This is a genomic window from Streptomyces sp. NPDC086519, assembly GCF_040686075.1.
GTDB lineage: Bacteria > Actinomycetota > Actinomycetes > Streptomycetales > Streptomycetaceae > Streptomyces > Streptomyces shenzhenensis.
In genome coordinates this window covers 92,266-114,393 of sequence record NZ_JBFBJL010000015.1, presented here as the reverse complement: position 1 = coordinate 114,393, position 22,128 = coordinate 92,266, and the positions used below count along the sequence as shown (strand labels likewise).

Below are 22,128 nucleotides of genomic sequence, written 5' to 3'. Positions count from 1 at the left end.
GGGCTGTCAAGGCCCCTCACCTGCGAAAACGCGGAGCTGGAGGGCGAGAGTGCCGTAGTAGCCGACGAGGGTCGTCAGTTCGAACAGGGCTCGTTCTCCCACCGAGGACACGATGTCGGCGTACTCCTCGTCGCTGAGGGTGCCGTGGCTCAGCAGCGCGGAGGCCGCCCGCAGGACGGCGCGCTCGACGGGGTCGGCTAGCTCGGGTACCGCTCCGGTTCTCAGCGTGGCCAGCTCCGGCTCGGTCAGACCGGCCCCGCGGCCCACGGCCTCGTGGGCCGCGCGCTCGAAGGTGCTGTTCCAGTGGGCGGCCACGGCGAGGATCGCCAGCTCGCGCGCCCGGTCGCTCAGCACGGAGCCGTAGCGCACGGCCGCGCCGACGGCCTGGAGCGCGAGGCCCACCGGCGGGCTGAGCAGCATGGCGTTGAAGGGGCCGCGCAGCCGCCCCTCCCGGTCCGTGAGGGCGAACGCCTGGGGTCCGGCCGCGCGGGGGCCGCCGGTGATGGCCCGGTAGACCTCCGTCTGTTCCTTGTCCAGTCGGCCGGGCAGCAGCCCGGTCAGTCGCGCTCCCATGTGTCCTCCTCACGCCTTCCTGTGTGCAAGGCGACTCCTGCGTGATATTGACTTCCGTACAATGAAAGTTGCCCCTCAGGCGTACGCCCGTGCAGAAAGCGAGCCCCGAGTTGCCGCCGCGTGATGAACCGACCTCCCCGTCCGTCGAGGGCGCCGCGTCCAAGCGCAGTTATCACGTCGAAGCGCTGGCCAAGGGGCTGCGGCTGCTCGGGCTGTTCTCCGAGCAGCGCCCGGCGATGAAGCTCACCGACATGGCCGCGGAGACCGGGGTGCCGCTGCCGACCGCCTTCCGGATGGCCGCCACCCTGGTCACCGAGGGGTTCCTGGAGCAGCTGCCCGACGGCGCCTACCGCCCCGCTCCGAAGGTGCTCACGCTCGGCTTCGCGGCGCTGCGCGGCATGGACCTGGTGGAGCTGGCCGACGGGCCGCTGCGCCGGCTCGCCGCGGTGACCGGACAGACGGTCAATCTGGGCACGCTCTCCGACGACCGCGTGCTGTACCTGATCCGGCTGCGCAACAACGACCTGGTGACCGCGAACATCCAGGTGGGCTCCCGGCTCCCGGCGGTCGGCACCTCCATCGGCAAGGTGCTGCTGGCCGGGCTGGACGACACCGAACTGGAGGAGCGCCTGAGCGCGGCGTCCTTCGCCGGGACCACCGGCCCCAACGCGCTTCGGTCGCTCGCCGAACTGCGGCCCGCCCTGGACGGGATCCGCAAGCAGGGCTGGGCGGTGCAGGACGAGGAACTCGCCTACGGCCTGCGCTCGGTGGCCGCGCCCGTGCGCGACGCGTCCGGCGCGGTGGTCGCCGCCGTCAACGTCGCCGTACCGGCCATGGAGTTCCCGGTCGCCCGTCTGCACGACGAGCTGCGTCCGCCGCTGCTGGACGCCTGCCGGGAGATCACGCGGCTGCTCGGCGGAAGCTGAGATCCGCCGGTTCATACGAGCGTGCGGCCGCCGTCGACGTACAGCACCTGCCCGGTGACGAACGACGCCCGGTGCGAGGCGAGGAACAGCACCGAGCCGACCACGTCCTCCGGCGTGCCCAGGCGTCCGGCCGGTACCAGGCCGACCATCTCCTCGCGCATTCCCGGCTTGTCCAGGTACTCCCTGGTCAGCTCCGTCTCCGTGTAGCCGGGGCCGACCGCGTTGACGGTCACGCCGTCGGCCGCCCACTCCCGGGCCATCACCTTCACCAGCTGGTCGAGGCCGCCCTTGGTCGCCGCGTAGGGGGCGTGGTGTCTGTGCGCCAGCCGGGAGGAGACCGACGAGAAGAACACCATGCTGCCACCTCCCCCCTCGCGCATCAGGCGTCCGGCGGCCCGCCCGGCGTAGAACGCGCTCGACAGGTTCAGCGTGAGGATCCGTTCCCACACCTCGTCCGGGGTGTCCACCACCGGGCGGCGGTCGTTCGTGCCGACCGCGTGCACCAGCACATCCAGCCCGCCGAGCGCATCGACCGCCGCCGCGACGACCTCCTCGCACGCCTCGGAGGACGTCACGTCGGCCGGGAACACGTGCACATCGGCCTCGGCGAGCGCGGGCTCGTCCCGTAGCGCCTTCAGCCTCGCCTCGTCCACGTCCACCACGGCAAGCCGCGCCCCCGCGTCGGCCAGCCCCCGGGCGCAGGCGGCGCCCAGTCCGCCGGCTCCCATGACCAGCGCCCGGCGGCCCTCCAATCCCAACCACTCCATGGCGACCCTCTGCTTTCACTGCATAAAAGTAGCTTTCAAAGTCTCCTGGGACGATAGCTCCGAAGTCGCGGCAATGTCTACGGCGACCGGCTCTTGACGTCATTCCGGCCCCGGTGCTTTGGTTCCTTCCGACTAGAACAAGCCGCTTTCTGTGAGTGAAAGTGGCGGGCTCTTGTGCAGACCGCATCCCCCTGCAAGCTCGACGAGGAGCTGCCGCCATGGCCGTGACAGATGCGCAGAACACTCAACAAGCCCTGCAAGCCGACCAGTTGATCAGGCGGCTGGACCGGATACCGGTCTCCCGGTTCCATGCCCGCGTCGTCGGCACGCTCGGGGCCGGAACCTTCTTCGACGCCTTCGACGTCGTCTCCATCGCCACCGTCCTCAGTGCGATCTCCGCCACGTACGGGCTGAGCTCCAGCCAGGCCGGTCTGCTGGTCAGCGCGGGCTTCCTCGGGCAGGCGGTGGGCGCGATCGGGTTCGGCCTGGTCAGCGAGCGTCTGGGGCGACGGCGGGTGTTTCTCGTCGCCCTGGCCGTGATGGGGGTCTTCGCTCTGGTCTCGGCCCTGGCCTGGAGCAGCACCAGTCTGGGGGCCATCCGACTGATCCAGGGCTTCGGCCTGGGCGCCGAAGTGCCCGTGGCGTCCGCCCTGCTCGGCGAGTTCGTCGCGGCCCGGCAGCGGGGCCGGGTCACCGTGCTCTACAAACTGGCCTCGCCGCTCGGCAACCTGGCCACCTCACTGACCGCGGCCGCCCTGCTCGCGTCCACCAGCCCCGAGAACGCCTGGCGCCTGCTGTTCGCCATCGGCGGCGCCCCGCTGCTGATCGCCCTGGTCGCCTGGCGCCTGCTGCCGGAGTCGCCGCGCGTTCTTGTCCGGCAAGGACGCTTCGCCGAGGCGGAGCGGATCGTCACCGCCATGGAAGCCGCGGCCGGCTCCACCGCCGCCGCGGCCGACTCCGCCGCGGCCCCTGAAAACACACCGAGCGCCGACCTGGCGTCCACCCGGCACACCGAACTGCTGTCACCCCAGTACCGCAGGCGGACGGTCACGGCCTGGGTGCTGTGGTTCACCGTCTTCTTCACCCTGCTCGGCGCCACCGCCTGGATGCCCAGCCTCTACGTCAAGCGCGTCGGTGTCTCCCCTTCCACCGCCGCCCTGCTCAGCGGCGCGGTCACCCTCGCCACCATCGTCCTGATCACCGTCGTGGGAGCCACCGTCGACCGCGTGGGCCGGCGCCGCTGGTTCCTCGCGGGATACGTGATCTCCCTCGCCGGTGCCCTGCTGGCCGTCGTGCTGGCGGTGACCGGCAACCTCCACACCTGGCCCGCGCTCCTGGCCGGCGGTGGCCTGATGCTCCTCGGTGTGAGCGGCGTCGACCCGCTGGTGTACGCCTGGACCGCGGAGATCTACCCCACCCGGATGCGCTCCTGGGGCGCCCTCAGCGCCAGCTCGTGGCGGGGGTTCGCGGCCGTCCTCGCCCCGACGGTCATCGGCGCCCTCGTCGACCACGGCATCGCCGTCGTCTTCGGTCTCTTCGCGGCCGTGCTGGTCATCGGGCTGATTGTCACCGCCGTCTGCGGTATGGAGACCAAGCAGGCGTCGCTGGAGGAACTCTCGCGGTAGCCCGCACCGCGGCACACGTCGCCGCCCGCCGCCACAGGACCGCCGCGTCCGCGGGCAGGCGGGTGAGCGCGACCCGCGGGAACGCCCGGGCCGCGGGTGCGGCCGGTGCGGGATCCCGGTGCGAGAGCCGGCGGCAGCAGCTCCTGCGGGTCGCCGGGACACAGCACGCGGCCGGCGTACTCGGCCGGAACCCGCCGCTTCAGCCGTACCGCGACGGCTCGGACCGCACCGGCATCACGGACCGCCGCGTCCTGGACCGAAGGGTGTGCGGCTCGGACATCGCCACCGGGTCGACGGCTTCGGGTGCCGGGGATCGCGTTGTCGCGCGAGAAGACCGGGAAGCCGGTCGACCTCATTGACCACGGCAAGCTGCTCGACCGCTTCCTCGCACTCCGCGCACCGAATGTGTTCATGTAAAGGGAGTCCGCCCAGGCGCAGGGGCGGTCCGGTCGGCGTCCGGGGGAAGCCGACCGGACCGGCCGGCAGAGGGACCGGGCCTCAGAGCCGGGCCAGTGCGCGCTGTGCGGCGTTGTAGCCGCACATCCCGTGGGCGCCGGCACCGGGTGGGGTCGCGGCGGAGCAGAGGTGGACGCCGGGGATGCCGGTGGCGTACGGGTCGAGGGCCGGGCGTGGCCGGAAGAGCAGCTGCCAGGGATCGTTGGCGCCGGTCACGATGTCACCGGCGACGTAGTTCTCGTTGTGCCGGCTCAGCTCCGTGGTGGAGCGGACGTACGTCGCCCGGATCCGGTCGCGGAAGCCGGGGGCGTACTGCTCGATCCGGGCGATGATCGTTTCGGTCGCGTCGCCGGTGTAGCCGGCCGGCACATGGGCGTAGGCGTAGAGCGGGTGCACGTCGCCGGCCGAGCGGGTCTTGTCGGCGAGGTACTGCTGCCCGACGAGCACGAACGGCCGCTGAGGCATCCGCCCGGCTGCCACGTCCTTCTCGGCGGCCGCCAGCTCCGCCGTGTCGCCGCCGAGGTGCACCGTTCCGGCCGACCGCGAACCCTCGTGCAGCCACGGCACGCCGCCCTCGACGGCGAAGTCGACCTTGAACGCGCCGGGCCCGTGGCGGTACCTCAGGTACGCGCGCCGGACGCGGGGCGGCATCCGGTCGCCCGCGATCCGGGCGGCCGCCGCCGGCGAGGTGTCCAGCATGACCACGTCAGGATTGCCCAGTTCGTCCAGGGAGGTCACCCGGCGGCCGGTCTCGAACCGCACGCCGTGTTCGGCCGCGCGAGCCAGGATCGCGTCCCGGATCGCGGCCGTACCGCCCTCGGCGACCGGCCAGCCGAAGGCATGCGCGGCCGTGGTCAGCGCGACCCCGATCGCCGAGGAGGCGAGCGTGTCCAGGGGCCGGAAGGCGTGTGCGGCGACGCCGGTGAAGAGCGCCTGGGCCTCCGGTGTGCGCAAGCGGCGCGCCAGCAGCGTGGCCGGCAGGCCGGCGTAGGCACCGAAGCGGGCCAGGTGGAGCGGGTGCCGCGGAACGTGCAGCACCGGCCGCAGGAACTCCTCGCTGATCGTCGTGAACCGCTCCGCGAGCGGCCCGAACGTCCGCTGCCACCCCCGGCCGCCCGCCCCGAGCCCGGCGGCGGTCCGGGCCACCGACCGGACCGCGACCGCGCCGCGCCCGCCCTCCAGCGGGTGCGCGAACTCCACCGGGGCCCACCGCCAGCTCAGACCGGCCCCGGCGAGGTCGAACCGTCGGGCGAAGGCCGAGCCGGGCGCCAGGGGGTGAAAGCCGGAGCACTCGTCATGGACCAGGCCGGGCAGGGTCAGCTCGGCGGACCGGACGCCGCCGCCGAGCACGTCCGCCGCCTCGATGACGCGGACACTCACCCCCGCCGCGGCGAGGGTGAGGGCGGCGGCGAGCCCGTTGGGCCCGCTGCCGACCACGACTGCCGTCGTCATGCGAGCGCTCCCTCGCCGTTCGCCGTTCGGTACGCCGGATGGTGCTGCGGGTGCCGCCAGGTGACTTCCAGCGGGACGGGCCCGTCGGGCAGCCAGGGCTGCTGGTCGACGAGGTCGCGCACGTCCCACCGGCCGCGCTCGACGATCCCGAGGGCCGCATCCATCACGAAGTACTCCTGGACGGGCCGGTGGATCGGCTGGGACTCCACCCAGAACACCACCAACTCCCCCGGGGCGAAGTGCAGCCGCCGCTGGATCGCCTCGATCAGCTGGTCGTCGTGAAGGTGGCCGTCGCCGAAGTTCCAGCCCACGACCAGGTTCGCGCCGATCTCGCCCTCGCGCACGGTGTACGTGTCAAGGTCGTCACCGAGGTAGGTCCGCGCCACCGACAGCAGCCCCTTGCCCTGGGTGTGCATCGAGCGCCAGGCGACGAACATCTGCATCGCCATCTCGGCCTGCGGAGCGGGGTAGCCGAAGGCGTGCAGCTGCCGGTGGTGCGGCTTGACCGGGACCGGCAGTTCGGCCAGCCGTTCCTCGGCACCCGGCGCCAGCGCCCAGACGGCCGACGCCCAGTTCCCGGCGTACTGCCGCATCGAGGGCAGGAAGGAGACCAGGTCCGGGCGCAGGTTGCCCAGCACAGGGAAGAAGAGCAGGGCCCCCGCGATCAGCGGCAGCATCCACGGCTCGCTGAAGTCGAAGAGGCCGTAGCCCTCGCCGTTGGGATGCCCCGCGAACAGGAAGATCCCGGTGTAGGCGAACAGGATGTTCCACTCCAGCGGCACCGCCAACGGGAACGTCGAGGTGATGAAGAGGTGGAAGAGCACCATGCCCGCGACGGCGACGAGGGTCAGTTCCCGGTTGGTGCTGAACAGCAGCACGAGCGGGAGGGCGAACTCGGCGAGCGTTCCCATCACGTGCGCCATGAAGTGGGCGAGGCCGGAGGGACGCAGGTCCTCGGGCGCGTTCTTGTAGTGCCTGAGCCGCAGAGCCCTGGGCATGAACGGTGCGTTCGACACCATCGGAGGCACGACGAACGAGAAGTGCCGGGTGAACTTCGACACCGCGGCGCCCACCCACACGATGACGATGATCAGCTTCGCGGCGATGATCATGTCGGTGAAGTCCAGCGTGGCGCAGGCGACCATCACCGGGACGTACTGCTCGCCTCGCCCCGCCAGGAAGACGACCTTGTCCCGCAGCCCGAGCAGCCCGAGCAAGGCGGCCGGTACCACGAACAGCACAGGCCGCACCAGGCCACCGGTCACGTCGGGACGGGCGGCGGACAGCGCCGCGGTGCCGACGCCGGGCAGCACGATCGCCACCGCCAGGCTGACGAGGATCGCGGCGTACAGCACGGCGTCCACGACACCGCGCCGGTCCCCGCGGGTGAACGGCACCACGTGCGGCCACGGGGGCAGCCGGATCGTGCCCGGCCGCAGCCAGTAGCGCGCTCCGCCGTACATCGGCTTGAAGTGGCCGGTGAGCGGGCCCCAGGCGCCGCCGACGCCGACCACCTCCAGGAGAGCGACCCACAGCACGAGTTTCTGGTAGACGACCGGCTCGTCCCACCACCGGCCGACGTCGAGCAGGCCGCCGACGTCGGAGGTCGCGGTCACGACCAGCAGGCCGCCGATCGTGGAGACACCGACCAGCTTGAGGACGTAGATCAGGTGCAGCACCCACGGGCTGCCGAAGCCGTTCCCGGCCCAGAAGCCGGTCAGCACCTTGACCCGCTCGAAGAACGGGCGGCGCAGGAACTCCTCGGGGTCGACCGCGGGGAAGACGGGGGTCTTGAAGGCCATGCCTCACGCTCCGGTGGTGACGGTCTCGTGCTGCCGGCGCAGCGCGGGCTTGTCGATCTTGCCGACGGGGTTCCTGGGCAGGGCGTCGAGGACGCGCACGCCCACGGGCACCTTGTAGCGGGCCAGGTGCGCGGCACACGCCTCGATCAGGTCCTGGCCGGTGACGGCGGCCCCGGGACGCAGCGAGACGTAGGCGAACGGGACCTCGCCGAACCGCTCGTCCGCCTGGCCGATCACGGCGGCCTCGAAGACGCCTTCGCGGGAGAGCAGGACGGCCTCGATCTCCTGGGGGTAGATGTTCTCGCCGCCCCGGATGATCATGTCCTTGATCCGGTCGACGATGCGCAGGTAGCCGTCCTCGTCGAGGACGCCGACGTCGCCGGTGTGCAGCCAGCCGCCGCGCAGGGTCTCGGCCGTGGCCTCGGGGCGGCCCAGGTACCCGCGCATCACGTTGGGCCCCTGGATGACCACCTCGCCGCGCTCGCCGCGGGGCAGGATCGTCCCGGCAGCGCCCATGATCTCCACCCGCACCCCGGGGAAGGCCGGACCGACCGTGCCGACCTTGCGCTCGTCCCACCACCGGTTGCTCGTGGCGGCGCAGGTGCACTCGGTCAGGCCGTAGCCCTCCGCCAGCACGAAACCGAAGCGTGCCTCGACCGCGTCGAGCAGGTCCTTCGAGGCCGGCGCGGCCCCGCACGCGGCGAACCGCACCGAGGAGAAGTCGGCGTCGCGCGGCTGCGCGAGCAGCATGGAGTAGATCGTGGGCACGCCCGAGAAGTACGTCGGACGGTGCCGTTCGACGGCGTCGAGAAGCCCGTCGACGGTGAACCGGCCCATCAGCGTCAGCTGGGCGCCGGTGCGCATCGGCGACAGGAAGCTGACGCAGATCGCGTTGACGTGGAACAGCGGGAGGAAGAGCAGGCAGTGGTCGTCGGCGGTGAGCCGCATGAGGTCGGCCATCATCGAGGTCATCGCCTCCAGGTTGGCGTGGTCGAGCATCACCCCCTTGGGCCGGCCCGTCGACCCGCTCGTATAGACCAGCAGGGCCAGTTCGTCCGGAGACGTGCGTGCCGCGGGCAACGGCTCACCGGACGGCACACGCCGTAGCTCGTCGACGGAGAGACCGGGCCGGCCGCCGTCCGGCGCGCCCGGGCCGGCGTTCACCACCAGGGCGCTGCCGGCGTCTCTGATCTGGTAGCCGGCCTCCTCGGCGGTGAACGCCGGGTTGATCGGCGTCGCGGCAGCGCCGAGCCGCCACGCGGCGACCATCGCGACGAGCAGCTCGACGCGGTTCGGCAGCATGACCGCGACCACCGACCCGCGCCCGATGCCGCGCTCGGCGAACTGCTCGGCCGCCGCCTCCACCCACGCGGCGAACTCCGCGTAGGTGAGTTGACGGCGCTCGTCGCGCACGCACGGGCGGTCGGCATGGCCCGGCTCCGCGGCCCAGGGGAGATACGCCGGTGGCGTCATGGATGGCTCCAGTCCTTCGAGGGTGCGTCGAAGGTAGAAAGGGCTGTGACCGCCGACACTGTCCCGGGGGGACAAGGAATGGGGTCAGAATGGTCCCGCCGGGCCGCATTCATTGGCCCCTGGGACACTGCGGGAGGCGCCGGGATGGCAGGGCGGTACGACGTGGAAGTGCCCGCCGACGTCAGCGTGATCGGTGCCGCTGTCGCCGAGCACATGGGGGAGCTCACCGCGGCGCTCGCCGCGGCCATGCGGGAGCAGATCCCTCAGCTGCCGCAGGACCGGATGACCGCGGCTCTGCTGGAGCGGAGCGTGGAGAGCAACCTGCGCGCGGCCGGCGCGCTCTACCGCGGCGAGCTGGACCTCGCCGAGCTGGTGGCCCCCGCGGAGGCCCGGGAGTACGCGCGCCGGCTGGCCCAGCGCGGTGTCGCCGTGACCGCGCTGGTGCGCGCCTACCGGCTCGGGCAGCATCTGCACCTGACGTGGTCCACCGAGGAACTGGTCCGCGAGCACCCCGACCCGGCACGGGCGTTGGCCGCCGTGCGCGCCCTGCTCGGGCTCAACTTCGTCTACATCGACACCGTCTCCGAGCAGGTCATCGAGGAGTACCAGGCCGAGCGCGAGCGCTGGCTCTCGCACCGCAACACGGTCCGGGCGGAGACCCTGGAGAGGATCCTGGCCGGGGACGCGGTCCAGGAGCGCGCCGCGGAGGCCACACTGGGCATCCGGCTGCGCCGGCAGCATCTGGGCGCGGTGCTGTGGACCACGAGCGGGCACGAGGCACGGGACGACCTGCCGCAGTTGGAGTCCGCGGCCGGCCGGCTCGGGCAGGCCCTGGGCGCCGTGGGCAGCCCGGTCTTCTGGCCGAAGGACCGGGCCTCGGCCTGGGTCTGGTTCCCTTTCGGCCCCGAGGCGACGGCGGATCTGGAGGCGGCCGCGGCGGTCCTGGACCGCACCGCGCCCTACGTGTACGCGGCCCTCGGCGCCCCGGCCTCGGGACTGGCCGGCTTCCGGCACACCCATGAGGACGCCCTCCAGGCCTTTCGCGTGGCCACGTTCGGCAGCGGCGAACCGCCCTCGGTCGTGAGCTACACCGATCCCGGCGTCCGCGCCGCCGCGCTCCTCACGGCAGACCTGCCCCGCACCCGCCGCCTGGTGGCGACCGCGCTGGGTGGACTGGCCGCCCGCACCGAGAGCGCCGCCCGGCTGCGCGAGACCCTGCTCGTGCTGATCCAGGAACGCGGGAGCCTGGTCGCCGCGGCGGACCGCCTGCACGTGCACAAGAACACGGTGAAGTACCGCGTCGCCCGTGCCGTCGCGCAGCGTCGCCGCCCGCTGGAGGACGACCGCCTCGATCTGGAGCTGGCGCTGGTCGCGGCGTACTGGCTGGGGGACGCGGTGCTGCCGGAGGGCTGACCCGCTTCCCGAGGACGGTCCGTTCGATCCCCCGGGGACGTGCGCCGGACTCCCGCCTGGCCTCGGTCCACTCCCCTCGAAGTGGCCCACGTACCGGGCTCTTGCCGTACCTCCCGGCGGACTCGGCCGTACCGGGCAGCCCGGCACACCGTCGCCGCGACCGCGCGGCGGCGTGCCGTCCGGCGCGGTGGCCCGCCGCGACACCGTCCGCCCCTGGTGTGTCGCACGTCATGTCCGGGCCCGGGAACTCGATCTTCCGAGCGGCCGACTACTGGAGCGATACGGCTCCCACCGCTGTCTTGCTGCACGACGGCTCGACGCGACCAGGAAGGTCGAGCATGGCCGAGATCCGACAACCGTCCCACCCCGCCGGCGCGATCGCCCGCATGCCGCTGCCGCCCCCGGCGCTGTGCGGCTTCCTGCTGCTGCTCGTCCTCGTGTTCTCGGCGTCCTACGCGGTCGGAGAGGCCGCCGGGCCGGTGGCGCCCGGCATGCACGGGACCGGGACCGCCGGCAACACCGGAGGCGGGCGCGGCGGCGGCGCAAAGGACATGCACGGAACGGACGGGAGCACCCAGGACATGCCGGGGATGACGGACGGAAGGGGGCGGTGATGGCGGGCGAAGCGGTGGCCGGCCTCCTGGTCACGGACCTCACCGTCGGCGGGATGACCTGCGCGGCGTGTGTGCGGCGGGTGGAGAAGAAGCTCGCCGGGCTGGACGGCGTCACGGCGACCGTGAACCTGGCCACCGGGACGGCCCGGGTCAGCCACCCGGCGAGCGTCGCGCCGGAGGAACTCGTCACGGCCGTCGAACAGGCGGGCTACCAGGCCGCCCTGCCGGCGCCGCCCGGCCGGGAGGACGAGCGGACGGCGGACGCCGACCCGGACGGGGCCGGGGCAACCGCCCGGCAGGAGCGCGAGCGGCTGTTCGGCACCGCGCTGCTCGCCGTTCCCGTGCTGGTGCTGTCGATGGTGCCCGGCGTGCAGTTCCGCAACTGGCAGTGGCTGTGCTTCGTGCTGGCGGCGCCGGTGGCGGTGTGGAGCGCGTGGCCCTTCCACGAGCGCGCGCTACGAGGGCTGCGCCACTCCGCCGCCACCATGGACACGCTGGTCTCGCTGGGCGTGGTGGCGTCCTTCTCCTGGTCGGCGTACGCGCTGTTCCTCGGGGGAGCGGGCGATCCGGGCATGCGGATGCCGTTCAGCCTGCTGCCGTCGGCGTCGGCGTCGGCGTCGGACGGCACGGCGCACGTCTACCTGGAAGCGGCGGTGAGCGTGCCGCTGTTCGTGCTGACCGGGCGGTACCTGGAGGCGCGGGCACGCCGGGGGACCGGGGCGGCCCTGCGCGCGCTGGCGGGCCTGGCCGCCAAGGAGGTGTCGGTCCGTGACGAGCACGGCGAGCGGTCCGTTCCCATGGAGCAGTTGAGGGTGGGCCAGCTCTTCGTCGTGCGCCCGGGTGAGCGTGTCGCCACGGACGGGCGGGTGGCGGAGGGCAGTTCGGCCGTGGACCTGTCCCTGGTCACCGGCGAGAGCGAGCCCGTCGAGGTGAGCCCCGGCTCGGCGCTGGTCGGCGGGGCCGTCAACGCCGGCGGGCTGCTCCTCGTACGGGCGACGGCCGTCGGCGCGGACACCCGGCTGGCCCGGATCACCCGGCTCGTCACCGAGGCCCAGGCGGGCAAGGCGCGGGCGCAGCGGCTGGCCGACGCGGTGGCCGGTGTGTTCGTGCCGGTGGTGCTGACGATCGCGGTGACCGTCCTCGGGTTCTGGCTCGGCGCCGGCGCCGACCCGCAGGCCGCCCTCACCGCCTGCGTGGCCGTCCTCGTCGTGGCCTGCCCGTGTGCGCTCGGGCTCGCCACCCCGACCGCGCTGATGGCCGCCACCGGGCGCGGGGCGCAACTGGGGGTGCTGGTGAGCGGGCCGCGGACACTGGAGGCGCTCCGGCACGTGGACACGGTCGTCCTGGACAAGACCGGCACCCTGACCTCCGGTCACATGACCGTCGCCCGGGTGACCACCGTGCCCGGTGGCCCGGCCCAGGAGGAACTGGTCCGGCTGGCCGGAGCGGTGGAGCAGGGCTCCGAACATCCCGTCGGGCGGGCGGTCACGGCGTACGCGCGCCGCTCGGCCGACCAGGAGTCGCTGCCGGACGTGACCGGCTTCGCCGCCAGGGCGGGCTGGGGTGTCACCGGGCGCGTGACCGGTCGTACGGTCGAAGTGGCCGTTCCGGACGGCGAGTTGCCGCCCGTGCTGGCCGAGGCGCTGGTCGCGGCGGAGGGCGAGGCGTACACGCCCGTGGTGGTCCGGGTGGACGGCCGGGCCGTGGCGCTGATCGCCGTCGGCGACCTCGTACGGTCCGGCAGCTACCGTGCCGTGGAGCGGCTGCGGCGCCTCGGCATCCGCCCGGTGCTCGCCACCGGGGACCGCGAGGCCCCCGCGCGGGCCGTGGCGGAGGCGCTCGGGATCGACGAGGTGCACGCCCGCTGCTCCCCGGAGGACAAGGCCGGCCTGGTCCGGCGGCTGAGGGCGGAGGGCTCGCGGGTCGCGGTCGTGGGCGACGGTGTGAACGACGCCGCCGCGCTGGCCGGCGCCGACCTGGGCATCGCGATGGGCGGCGGCACCGACGTGGCCATCGGGGCGGCGGACCTGACCCTGGTGCGCCGTGACATCGAGGCGCTCGTGGACGCCGTCGGGCTGGCCCGGCGCACTCTGGGCACCATGCGCGCCAATCTCCTGTGGGCCTTCGGCTACAACGTCGTGACCGTGCCGCTCGCCATGGTGGGGCTGCTCAACCCGATGCTCGCCGCCGCCGCGATGTCGGTGAGTTCGGTGCTGGTGGTGGCCAACAGCCTGCGGCTGCGCCGCTGGCAGCCGACGCGCCGCGGGGGCGCAGGCCGGGGGCGCGGGGCGCGGAACGGGAAGGCGGCTGTTCTGTGAGGTGGACGACCACGGCCCTCGGCGCCCGGCGGCGGCTGCGGGACGGCGTGCTCGCCGCTCTCGTTCCCGTCGCCGCGTGCACGGTGGCGCTGGCGGGCCTGACCGTCTGGACCGGCACCGGCAGGGCGGGCAGCCCGCCGCGGATGAGCGTCACCGAGGGGCGCGTCCTGCTGCCGTCCGCCGGGGGCGGGGAGACGGCCGCGTTCTTCCGTATCGAGAACACGGGCGGCTCCGCCGACCGTCTGACACGCGTGACCTCGCGCGACGTCACCGGCGCCGTCACGCTCGGCCGGCACCGCATGAACGACGGGAACGCGGCCTACCGCGCCACCGTCGACTCCGTCGGGATACCGGCGGGCGGGAGCGTCACGATGTCGCCGCAGGGGGTGGATCTGGCGGTGCCCGCTCCGGCCGGGAAGTGGAACTCGGGCGACCTGGTGCCCTTCGTCCTGGAGTTCCGGCACAGTGGGCGGGTCAAGGTCCTTGCGGTGGCGGTGCGTCCGGGGAGTGCCCCGTTCCGGTAGTCGTGCCGACCGCCCGCCGGGTTCCCGGTCACCCGGTGTGAGGTGCGTTACCGTTCGGCCGGTGAGTCGGAGGGCGGGTGCCCGTACGTATCCCCTGACGACGAGCGGACGCCGGGTGCGAGGATGGGCGGGCTATGACTGTCCGAGGGTGGTGCCGTGCGCTGCGAGCCGGTGTGTTCGCCGCCGCCTGCGTGCTGCTCGCCGCCCTCGGCCACGTGATCATGTCCGGCACCTCCGTCCCCTGGTGGGCGATGGCGGCCGGGGCGGCCGGGACCGGCACGGCGGGCTGGCTGCTGGCCGGGCGTGAGCGCGAACGCACGCAGATCGTCACGGTGGTGACGGTGGCGCAGGCGGTGCTCCACGAGGCGTTCTCGCTGGCACAGAAGCTCACACCTGCTGCGGTGCCCGGCCAGGGCGCCGCCGTGAGTGCCGCGGGTTCCATGACGGGCATGAGCGGCATGGAGATGGGCGGCATGGACATGGGGTCCATGGCGCACACCATGGCCGGTGCCCAGCACACGCACGGTATGGCCGGCATGAGCGGCGCCACCACGTACGGCATGTTCGCCGCGCACCTCCTGGCCGCCATCCTGTGCGGGCTCTGGCTCGCGTACGGCGAGCGTGCCTTCTTCAGCGTCCTGCGGGCCGCGGCCACCCGGCTGGTGGCCCCGCTGCGGATGCTGCTCGCCGGCCCCGCGCCGCTCCCGCGCCCGCTCGCGGGCAGGCGCCGCGCCACCGACGTCCCGGCTCCGGCGCGCCTTCTGCTGTGCTGTTCCCTCACCTCTCGGGCCCCGCCCACGGGTGCCGCTGTCGCCTGAGACAGCCGGAACCACCGGGGCCTCACGTCTCGCCTTCCGTCCTGCCGCCTTCGCGCGCAGTTCCTCCTGCCGGCGCTTCACACCGGTACGTCCGCGTGCCGCCCTGCGCCGACGCCTCCTGACGGGCCCCGGGCATCGCCGTACCCACCGGGTACGGCCGCACCCCAAGTCCCGGTGCGCCGCCGCTCCCAGCGGCCGGCCCCGGACGACCCGAGAAGGACATCACGTGACTGCTACCGTCCTGCCCGCTTCCCGGACGGAACGCGCCGCGACGGACGCGGCGGCGACCGCCTGGGCGCTGGCCGCCCGTAGTGGCGACCGCCATGCGGCCGAGCGCTTCGTCCGCGCGCTCCACAACGACGTGCTGTGCTACGTCGTCCACCTCAGCGGCGATCCCCAGACCGCCCACGACCTGACCCAGGACACCTTCGTGCGGGCCTTCGGCAGCCTGCACCGCTTCGAAGGCCGGGCCTCGGCCCGCACCTGGCTGCTGTCCATCGCCCGTCGCGCGGTGGCCGACAGCTTCCGTCACGCCGCCGCCCGGCCGCGGCTCGCCGACACCTCCGACTGGCAGGCGGCCGTCGAACGCACCCAGCCGCGCGGCCTGCCGGGCTTCGAAGAAGGCGTGGCCCTGCTCGATCTGCTGGACGCGCTGCCCGACGAACGCCGTGAGGCGTTCGTCCTCACCCAGGTGGTCGGCCTCTCCTACGAGGAGACCGCCGGCTTCACCGGCTGCGCCGTCGGCACCGTCCGCTCCCGGGTGTCCCGCGCCCGGGCGGCTCTGGAACGGCAGTTCCTGGGCGCCGAGGCCCCGGCCGCACCGGCGGCCTGACGGGACGGGTCGGTGCTCCCCGCCGGGGGAGCACCAACGGCTCCGCCCGGCTGGGCGATCGGCGGAAACCCGCGGGAACCCGCTCACCTGTGCGTCCGACTACTAGTGCGACACCGGCTCGTGGAGCCGGTCGTGGCACCAGTGGGAGGGGCCCGTATGACACCCGAGATGGAGACCGCCTTCGCGGCGATCAGAGGCGACCACGGCACGGACTCCCTCCTGCGTGTGGAACGGATGCTGGAGCCCGGCGGAGGCGGCCCACGGCACCCGTTGCAGAAGCAGGCCAAGTGGATCCTGCCGGGACTGTCCGCCACCCCGTGGCACGATCCGCACGGGTATCCCGAACTGGCCCCGATCGTCGAGGCGTTGGAGAGCGCCCACCCCGCCGTCAAGGACGAGCTGACCGCCGCCTGGGCGGGACGGCGGGAGGCGTTCTCGGGCTACGAGCACTACCTGACCCGACAGGAGGACTGGCAGGCCCTCTACCTGTACCGGCGAGGGGCGCTGGTCGAGGAGTCGGCCGGACCCGCACCCACCGCGTACCGGGTGCTCAAGGAATTCGCGGTGGACACCGGGAAGATCTGCCCCCTCCTGGAATCCCACTTCTCGACATTGCTCCCCGGGGCCGTCATCGCCCCGCACAGCGACCTGTGGAACTTCAGTATCAACCTGCATCTCGCGGTCGACATTCCGGACGGCTGCAGTATCACCGTGGCGGGTGAGAGCCGTTCCTGGCGGGAGGGGAAATGCCTGCTCTTCGACTATTCCTTCGAGCATGAGGCGCGCAATGACGGCGAGCGTCCGCGGACCTGTCTGCTCGTGGACCTGTGGCATCCGGAGACGACGGTTCCGGAGAGGCGCGCGCTGGTCGCGCTCATCACCGAGATCAGGCGCCTGATGGGTGACGGCTGACCGCCCGCAACCCGTACCGCGAATTCAGCCGGCGGAATTTCTGTCCGCCGGAATTCAGGCGTGCCGGAAAATGCGATCCAAGTCGCGGAGAAATGTTTTCCGGCGAATCATTCTCAAGCCTTCTCCGGGGTGTTATGGTGACCGAAATTGATCGACCGGCGTGGATATCGAGTTCGAATTCACCGCCGTTTCCCGTTCAGGCGTGAGGAGGAGGCCGACCGATGCGTGCACGACTGTCGCTTCTCGTTCTCGCGCTCGCTCAGCTGGTCATCGCGCTCGACTACAACATCGTCTACGTCGCGCTTCCCGACATGGGCACCGGCCTCGGCTTCTCCGCGCACGACCTCCAGTGGGTGGTGAGCGCGTACGTCGTGACGAGCGGCGGCTTCCTGCTGCTGGGCGGCCGGACGGCGGACCTGCTGGGCCGGCGCCGCACGTTCGTCGCCGCGGCCCTGGTCTACGCCGCCTCCTCCCTGGTGGGCGGGGTGTCGCAGTCGGCGGGGACTCTCGTCGCCGTCCGCGCGGTCCAGGGCATCGGCGGTTCGCTGCTCTTCCCGGCCACGCTCTCCCTGATCAACACGGTCTATGAGGAGGGACCGGCCCGCAACCGCGCCCTGGCGGTGTGGGGTGCGGCGGGGGCCGGCGGCCTCTGCCTGGGGTCACTGCTCGGTGGGGTGCTGGTCGGCGCGTTCGGCTGGCCGTCGGTGTTCTTCGTCAACGTGCCGGTGGCGGCGGCCATGGCGTGGGCCGGCCGGAGCCTTTTCCCCGCGGACGGTCCGCGTCCGGGTGGCCCACGCCTCGGCGCGCGGAGCTACGACGTGACCGGCGCGCTCTGCGGGACCGGCGGCATCACCCTCCTGGTGTTCACCCTGGTGCATGCGCCCGAGGCGGGCTGGACCAGCCCGTCCGTCCCGCCGGCCGCCGGTCTCGCGGTCGTCCTCCTGACCCTGTTCGCCGTCGTCGAGTCCCGCGCCCGCGACCCGCTGGTCCCGGCCCGGCTGTTCGCACACCGGGGTCTGGCCGCGGCGATGGCGGTCACCGCCCTCTACAGCGCCACGTTCAACTCGCTGCCCTACTTCCTGACCCTGTACTTCCAGAACGTGCGCGGCTACGGCCCGTTCACGACCGGCCTCGCCTTCCTCGTACCGGCCGTGGTGACCGCGCTGGGCACCCAGGCCGGGGAACGGGCCGTCGCAGCCGTCGGCGTACGGCGCATGCTCGTCGGCGGTCTGGTCGCCGGTGCGGCCGGAGCCGCCGCCCTGGGAGCCGCGCTCACCGCGGACGGCCCGTACGGCCTGCTGCTGCCCGGGATCGTGCTGCTCGGCCTCGGCCAGGGCGCCGCCTGGACCGGCATGTGGATCGCCGCCGGCTCGGGGACGGCCCCCGAGGACCAGGGGGTGGCGTCCGGCATGGCCTCCACCAGCCTCCAGGTCGGCGGCGCGGTGGGACTGGCCCTGCTGGTCGCTCTGGCGGGCGGCAGCGGCCAGGACCCGCCGGACGACGCGCTGCTCACCGGCATCCGGTCCGCCGTGTTCGCCGTCGCGGCCGGTCTCGGCTGCGGGGGCCTGCTGGTCCTGGCCCTGCGCGGAACCGCTACCTCCCGGTAACTCTCCTCAACCCGCCGTTCCTCCCCACCCCGTCAGGAGAACAGCTGTGCCCAGCAACGCCCCCAGCCCGTCCGCCCCGGCGGCCGTCCTGTGCGGACTGGCCGGGTGGGTGCCGTCCCGCGTGGTCACCAACGACGAACTCGCCGAGCGGCTGGACACCGACGACACCTGGATCCGTACCCGCACCGGGATCCGGCGCCGGCACCTGGCCGACCCCGGCCAGGCCACCTCCGACCTCGCCGTCGAGGCCGGGCGGCTCGCCCTGCGCTCCGCCGAGGGCGGCTCCGGGGACGGCTCCGCCGACACGGTGATCGTCGCCACGACCACCCCGGACCGCCCCTGCCCGGCCACCGCGCCCCTGGTCGCGGCCCGGCTCGGGCTCGACGGGGCCGCGGCCTTCGACGTCGGCGCGGTGTGCACCGGCTTCGTGTACGGCCTCGCCACCGCCGCGGGTCTGATCGCCTCCCGGGTCGCCGCACGGGTCCTGCTGATCGGCGCGGACACCTACTCCACGATCGTCGATCCGCTGGACCGGGCCAACGCGATCATCTTCGGCGACGGTGCCGGAGCGGTCGTCCTGCGCGCCGGGCACCCGGACGAGCCCGGCGCGGTCGGACACGTCGACCTCGGCAGCGACGGCGCCCACGAGGACCTGATCATGGTCGCCGCCGGCGGCTCCCGCCGGCCGTACGCCCACGGCGGCGAACCCACCCCTGCCCAGCGGCACTTCGCGATGCGCGGCAGGGAGGTCTACCGCCACGCGGTGACCCGCATGGCCGCCTCGGCGCGGACCGCTCTGGACCGGGCCGGACGGAAGACCGACGACGTCGACCACCTCGTCCCCCACCAGGCCAACCTGCGCATCCTGCACTCCGTCGCCGACGACCTGGGCCTGCCCCGGGAACGCTGCGTGGCCAACGTCGACTCCGTCGGCAACACCGGCGCCGCCTCCATCCCGCTCGCCCTCGCCGACGCCGCCGCCCGAGGGCGGATCCGGCCCGGCGACCGCCTCCTGCTCACCGCCTTCGGCGGCGGCCTCACCTGGGGCTCCTGCCTGCTGACCTGGCCCTCGCTCCCCACGCATCCGCAATCGGAACGGACCACACCATGACCAGTACCTACGAAGAACTCGTCGGGATCCTCACCCGCCTCCACGACACCCCCGCCGCCCTGATCCGCTCCGAGGCCACCCTCGGCGCCCTGGACGTCGACTCCCTGACCACCGTCGAGATCAGCATCCGTATCGAACGCGACCTCGGCGTCACCGTCGGCGACGACGAACTCCAGCCCGGCCTCACGCTCGGTGAGATCGCCGCACTCATCGACGCACGCCGCGCCACCACCGTCTGAACCCCGCGCACCCCCACCCCTGAACCCCACTCCTGAACCCCACCCCCGCACCCCGCGGAAGGACCAACGACCATGCGGATCACGGACCAGGCCGGAGCCGGACCAGGCGCGACCGTCGAGGACTTCGACCACACCACGGCGTCCGACGCCGACATCGCGACGCTCAAGCGGACCGTCTACACGAAGAAGATCGCCGTCCTGAAGGGCCAGGACCTCGCCCCGCGGGAGTTTCTCGCACTCGGCGAGCGCCTCGGCCGCCCCGAGACCTACTACGAGCCGATGTACGAGCACCCCGAGGTCCCGGAGATATTCGTCTCCTCCAACGTCCCGGAGAACGGCAGGCAGACAGGAGTGCCGAAGACCGGCAAGTTCTGGCACGCCGACTACCAGTTCATGCCCGACCCCTTCGGCATCACCCTCATCTACCCCCTGGTCATCCCGGAGAAGAACCGCGGAACGTACTTCATCGACATGGGCCGGGCCTACGAGGCGCTGCCCGCCGAACTGAAGAAGGAGATCGCCGGGACGCGGTGCCGGCACTCCGTGCGCAAGTACTTCAAGATCCGCCCGCACGACGTGTACCGCCCCCTCTGCGAAGTCATCGAGGAGGTCGAGACCAGGACCCCGCCCGTCGTCCAGCCCACCACCTTCATCCACCCCATGACCGGCGAGACCGTCCTCTACATCAGCGAGGGCTTCACCGTCGGCATCGAGGACGCGGACGGCAACCCGCTCGACGAGGAACTGCTCAAGCGGCTCTTCGAGGCCACCGGACAGCTCGACGAGACCTTCGAGCACGGCAACATCCACCTCCAGAGCTTCACGAAGGGCGACCTGCTGATCTGGGACAACCGGAGCCTGATCCACCGCGCCCGCCACACCACGACACCCGAACCGACGGTCTCCCACCGCCTCACCGTCCACGACGAGCGCACCCTGTACGACGGGACACCGGCCGCGTGACCGCGCCCGCCGCCGACCGCCCCGAGGCCCCGCCACAGGACTCGAACGCCACGTACGCCGCCTGTGCCACGTACGCCACGGACGAGGAACTGCTGGCCCGTGTCCTGGTGCCCTACAAGGACAACTGCAAGTACCTGAGATCCGCCCTCGTCACCGCCGGCGCCGGACTCTCCGCCGTCCGCTGCGAGTTCGCGATCCCGGAGTCCTGCTACATCGACGACACCGGCCACCTGAACTCGGTGGAGGCCAACATCGCCTACAACCAGATGATGTACTACCTGGTCGCCATGTCCGTACGGGAAGGGCTCCTGACCGGGTTCGGGTCCTGGACGCCGGACGACTTCTGGCGCCACCAGCTCCCCGACATCCTCATCGCACGCTTCGCCGGCAGCTTCCGCCGCCCCGTCGACCCCCGTGCCTTCTCCGGAGAGATGGAGTTCCACTCCGTCACCCGGCGCACCCCCGGCGGCGGCGCCCCCTTCCTCCACGCGCGGACGTCGTACCGCTACTGGGACGGCGACGGCGGCAGGTGCGACGGCGAGGCGACCCTCGCGTTCGTCAACGTCCCCTGACTCACCGATGCCCCGCCGAACGGGAGAACGTCCATGCAGACACGTACGCAGCCGGTGCGGCACCGGCTGCACCACCCCGAACTCACCACCCTCGTCCAGACCGCCCGCTTCCACGCCGACCGGCGACCCGCCGCCCCCGCCGTGCTCTGCGAGGGCCGCACCCTGACCTACGCGGACCTGCACGCCGCGAGCAACCGCCTCGCCCACGCGCTGCGCGCCGCCGGGCTCACCGAGGGCGACCGGGTGGCCTACCTGGGCAAGGAGTCCGAGCACTACTACGAGGTCCTCTTCGCCTGCGCCAAGACCGGCACCGTCCTGGTCCCCGTCAACTGGCGGCTCACCGCGCCCGAGGTCAGCCACATCCTCCAGGACTCCGGCACCCGGCTGCTGTTCCTGGAGGAGGAGTTCGCGCCGATCGTCGGCGGCATGCCGACCGCCCCGCCCGAGACGGTCGTCGGTCTCGGCTCGGTTCTCGAATGGCGCGCCGAACACCCCGACGCCGAGACCGAGTTCGAAGCCACGCCCGACACTCCGGTCGCCCAGCTCTACACCAGCGGCACCACCGGCCTGCCCAAGGGAGTCGTGCTCGCCCACCGCAGCTTCTTCGCGATCCGTGACGGTCTCGCGAGCGAGGGGCTGGACTGGATCGACTGGCGGCCGGGTGACATCGCGCTCGTCGGCATCCCCGGCTTCCACGTCGGCGGGCTGTGGTGGGCCACCCAGAACCTCAACGCCGGCACGACGATCGTGGCGATGCGGGCCTTCGCCGCCCGGCAGGCCGTCGACCTCATCCGCGACCTCGGCGTCACCACCGCCTGCGTGGTCCCGGCCATGCTCCGCATGATGCTCACCGAACCCGGCGTCACCGCCGTCGACTTCACCACCCTGCGCAAGACCGTGTACGGCGGCTCCCCGATCTCCGAGGCCCTCCTGGAGGAGAGCCTCACCGTCCTGGACTGCGAGTTCGCGCAGATCTACGGCCTGACGGAGACCGGCAACACCGCCGTCTGCCTGCCCCCGGCCGCCCACGTCCCCGGCGGCCCGCTGATGCGCTCGGCCAGATCAGCCCGCAACAACTCACCCAGCGCCGCCTCCCGCTCCCCCTCGGCCACCCCGCTCAGATCCACCTCC

At 72.7% G+C, this 22,128-nt stretch carries 20 protein-coding genes; 15 read left to right on the top strand and 5 right to left on the bottom strand.

Going from position 1 to position 22,128, the window contains the following annotated elements:
- Positions 1–6 precede the first annotated feature (6 nt).
- Positions 7–573: a carboxymuconolactone decarboxylase family protein gene (locus AB0P24_RS16690; protein WP_365794503.1), complete on the bottom strand. Its 567-nt coding sequence runs from the start codon at positions 571–573 to the stop codon at positions 7–9.
- Between the two features lie 89 nt (positions 574–662).
- Between AB0P24_RS16690 and AB0P24_RS16685 the strand changes: the two genes are divergently transcribed.
- Entirely contained in the window at positions 663–1,499 is an 837-nt protein-coding gene (locus AB0P24_RS16685) for an IclR family transcriptional regulator (RefSeq protein ID WP_365794501.1), read from the top strand.
- An 11-nt stretch (positions 1,500–1,510) separates the two neighbouring features.
- On the opposite strand, the gene AB0P24_RS16680 is transcribed toward AB0P24_RS16685, so the two are convergent.
- Complete coding sequence (locus AB0P24_RS16680) at positions 1,511–2,266, bottom strand: SDR family oxidoreductase (protein ID WP_365794499.1); 756 nt, start codon at positions 2,264–2,266, stop codon at positions 1,511–1,513.
- A gap of 218 nt (positions 2,267–2,484) precedes the next feature.
- On the opposite strand from AB0P24_RS16680, the gene AB0P24_RS16675 reads away from it, so the two are divergent.
- Complete coding sequence (locus AB0P24_RS16675; RefSeq protein ID WP_365794497.1) at positions 2,485–3,891, top strand: MFS transporter; 1,407 nt, start codon at positions 2,485–2,487, stop codon at positions 3,889–3,891.
- Positions 3,892–4,389: 498 nt separating this feature from the next.
- Here the strand turns inward: AB0P24_RS16675 and AB0P24_RS16670 are convergent, their stop codons facing one another.
- From AB0P24_RS16670 to AB0P24_RS16660, 3 genes are read right to left on the bottom strand one after another with little or no spacing between them, the layout of a single operon-like run.
- Positions 4,390–5,799 (bottom strand): NAD(P)/FAD-dependent oxidoreductase, encoded by a 1,410-nt coding sequence (locus tag AB0P24_RS16670; protein WP_365794495.1) that lies wholly within the window; start codon positions 5,797–5,799, stop codon positions 4,390–4,392.
- The gene (locus AB0P24_RS16665) at positions 5,796–7,601 is read right to left on the bottom strand and encodes a DUF3556 domain-containing protein (protein ID WP_365794493.1); all 1,806 of its coding nucleotides are present in this window, start codon (positions 7,599–7,601) and stop codon (positions 5,796–5,798) included. Before AB0P24_RS16665 ends, AB0P24_RS16670 begins: the two co-directional genes overlap by 4 nt.
- Positions 7,602–7,604: 3 nt before the next feature.
- Complete coding sequence (locus tag AB0P24_RS16660) at positions 7,605–9,074, bottom strand: AMP-binding protein (RefSeq protein WP_365794491.1); 1,470 nt, start codon at positions 9,072–9,074, stop codon at positions 7,605–7,607.
- Between the two features lie 144 nt (positions 9,075–9,218).
- Here AB0P24_RS16660 and AB0P24_RS16655 point away from each other — a divergent pair, with 144 nt between their 5' ends.
- The 13 genes from AB0P24_RS16655 to AB0P24_RS16595 form a co-directional block, all read left to right on the top strand.
- On the top strand, positions 9,219–10,487 hold the full coding sequence (locus AB0P24_RS16655) for a helix-turn-helix domain-containing protein (protein WP_365794489.1): 1,269 nt from the start codon (positions 9,219–9,221) through the stop codon (positions 10,485–10,487).
- A gap of 338 nt (positions 10,488–10,825) precedes the next feature.
- Complete coding sequence (locus tag AB0P24_RS16650; RefSeq protein ID WP_365794487.1) at positions 10,826–11,101, top strand: hypothetical protein; 276 nt, start codon at positions 10,826–10,828, stop codon at positions 11,099–11,101.
- On the top strand, positions 11,101–13,419 hold the full coding sequence (locus AB0P24_RS16645; RefSeq protein WP_365794485.1) for a heavy metal translocating P-type ATPase: 2,319 nt from the start codon (positions 11,101–11,103) through the stop codon (positions 13,417–13,419). Before AB0P24_RS16650 ends, AB0P24_RS16645 begins: the two co-directional genes overlap by 1 nt.
- A complete protein-coding gene (locus tag AB0P24_RS16640) occupies positions 13,416–13,943 on the top strand; it encodes a copper chaperone PCu(A)C (protein WP_365794483.1) in 528 nt (175 codons plus the stop codon). Before AB0P24_RS16645 ends, AB0P24_RS16640 begins: the two co-directional genes overlap by 4 nt.
- 134 nt (positions 13,944–14,077) lie before the next feature.
- Positions 14,078–14,761, top strand: coding sequence for a hypothetical protein (locus AB0P24_RS16635; RefSeq protein WP_365794481.1), 684 nt, complete (start codon positions 14,078–14,080; stop codon positions 14,759–14,761).
- Between the two features lie 226 nt (positions 14,762–14,987).
- Positions 14,988–15,593: a sigma-70 family RNA polymerase sigma factor gene (locus AB0P24_RS16630; protein WP_365794479.1), complete on the top strand. Its 606-nt coding sequence runs from the start codon at positions 14,988–14,990 to the stop codon at positions 15,591–15,593.
- Positions 15,594–15,749: 156 nt separating this feature from the next.
- Positions 15,750–16,505 (top strand): aspartyl/asparaginyl beta-hydroxylase domain-containing protein, encoded by a 756-nt coding sequence (locus AB0P24_RS16625; RefSeq protein WP_365794477.1) that lies wholly within the window; start codon positions 15,750–15,752, stop codon positions 16,503–16,505.
- 221 nt (positions 16,506–16,726) lie between these two features.
- Complete coding sequence (locus AB0P24_RS16620) at positions 16,727–18,112, top strand: MFS transporter (protein WP_365794475.1); 1,386 nt, start codon at positions 16,727–16,729, stop codon at positions 18,110–18,112.
- 46 nt (positions 18,113–18,158) lie between these two features.
- Positions 18,159–19,223 carry a beta-ketoacyl-ACP synthase III gene (locus AB0P24_RS16615; RefSeq protein WP_365794473.1) on the top strand — a complete coding sequence of 355 codons (1,065 nt, stop codon included), beginning with the start codon at positions 18,159–18,161 and terminating at the stop codon, positions 19,221–19,223.
- Complete coding sequence (locus AB0P24_RS16610) at positions 19,220–19,462, top strand: acyl carrier protein (protein ID WP_365794471.1); 243 nt, start codon at positions 19,220–19,222, stop codon at positions 19,460–19,462. Before AB0P24_RS16615 ends, AB0P24_RS16610 begins: the two co-directional genes overlap by 4 nt.
- Positions 19,463–19,534: 72 nt before the next feature.
- Positions 19,535–20,425, top strand: coding sequence for a TauD/TfdA family dioxygenase (locus AB0P24_RS16605; protein WP_365794469.1), 891 nt, complete (start codon positions 19,535–19,537; stop codon positions 20,423–20,425).
- Complete coding sequence (locus AB0P24_RS16600) at positions 20,422–20,997, top strand: FcoT family thioesterase (RefSeq protein ID WP_365794467.1); 576 nt, start codon at positions 20,422–20,424, stop codon at positions 20,995–20,997. The genes AB0P24_RS16605 and AB0P24_RS16600 overlap by 4 nt, the downstream gene beginning before the upstream one ends.
- 33 nt (positions 20,998–21,030) lie before the next feature.
- A partial coding sequence (locus AB0P24_RS16595; RefSeq protein ID WP_365794465.1) for an AMP-binding protein occupies positions 21,031–22,128 on the top strand: 1,098 nt, incomplete at its 3' end.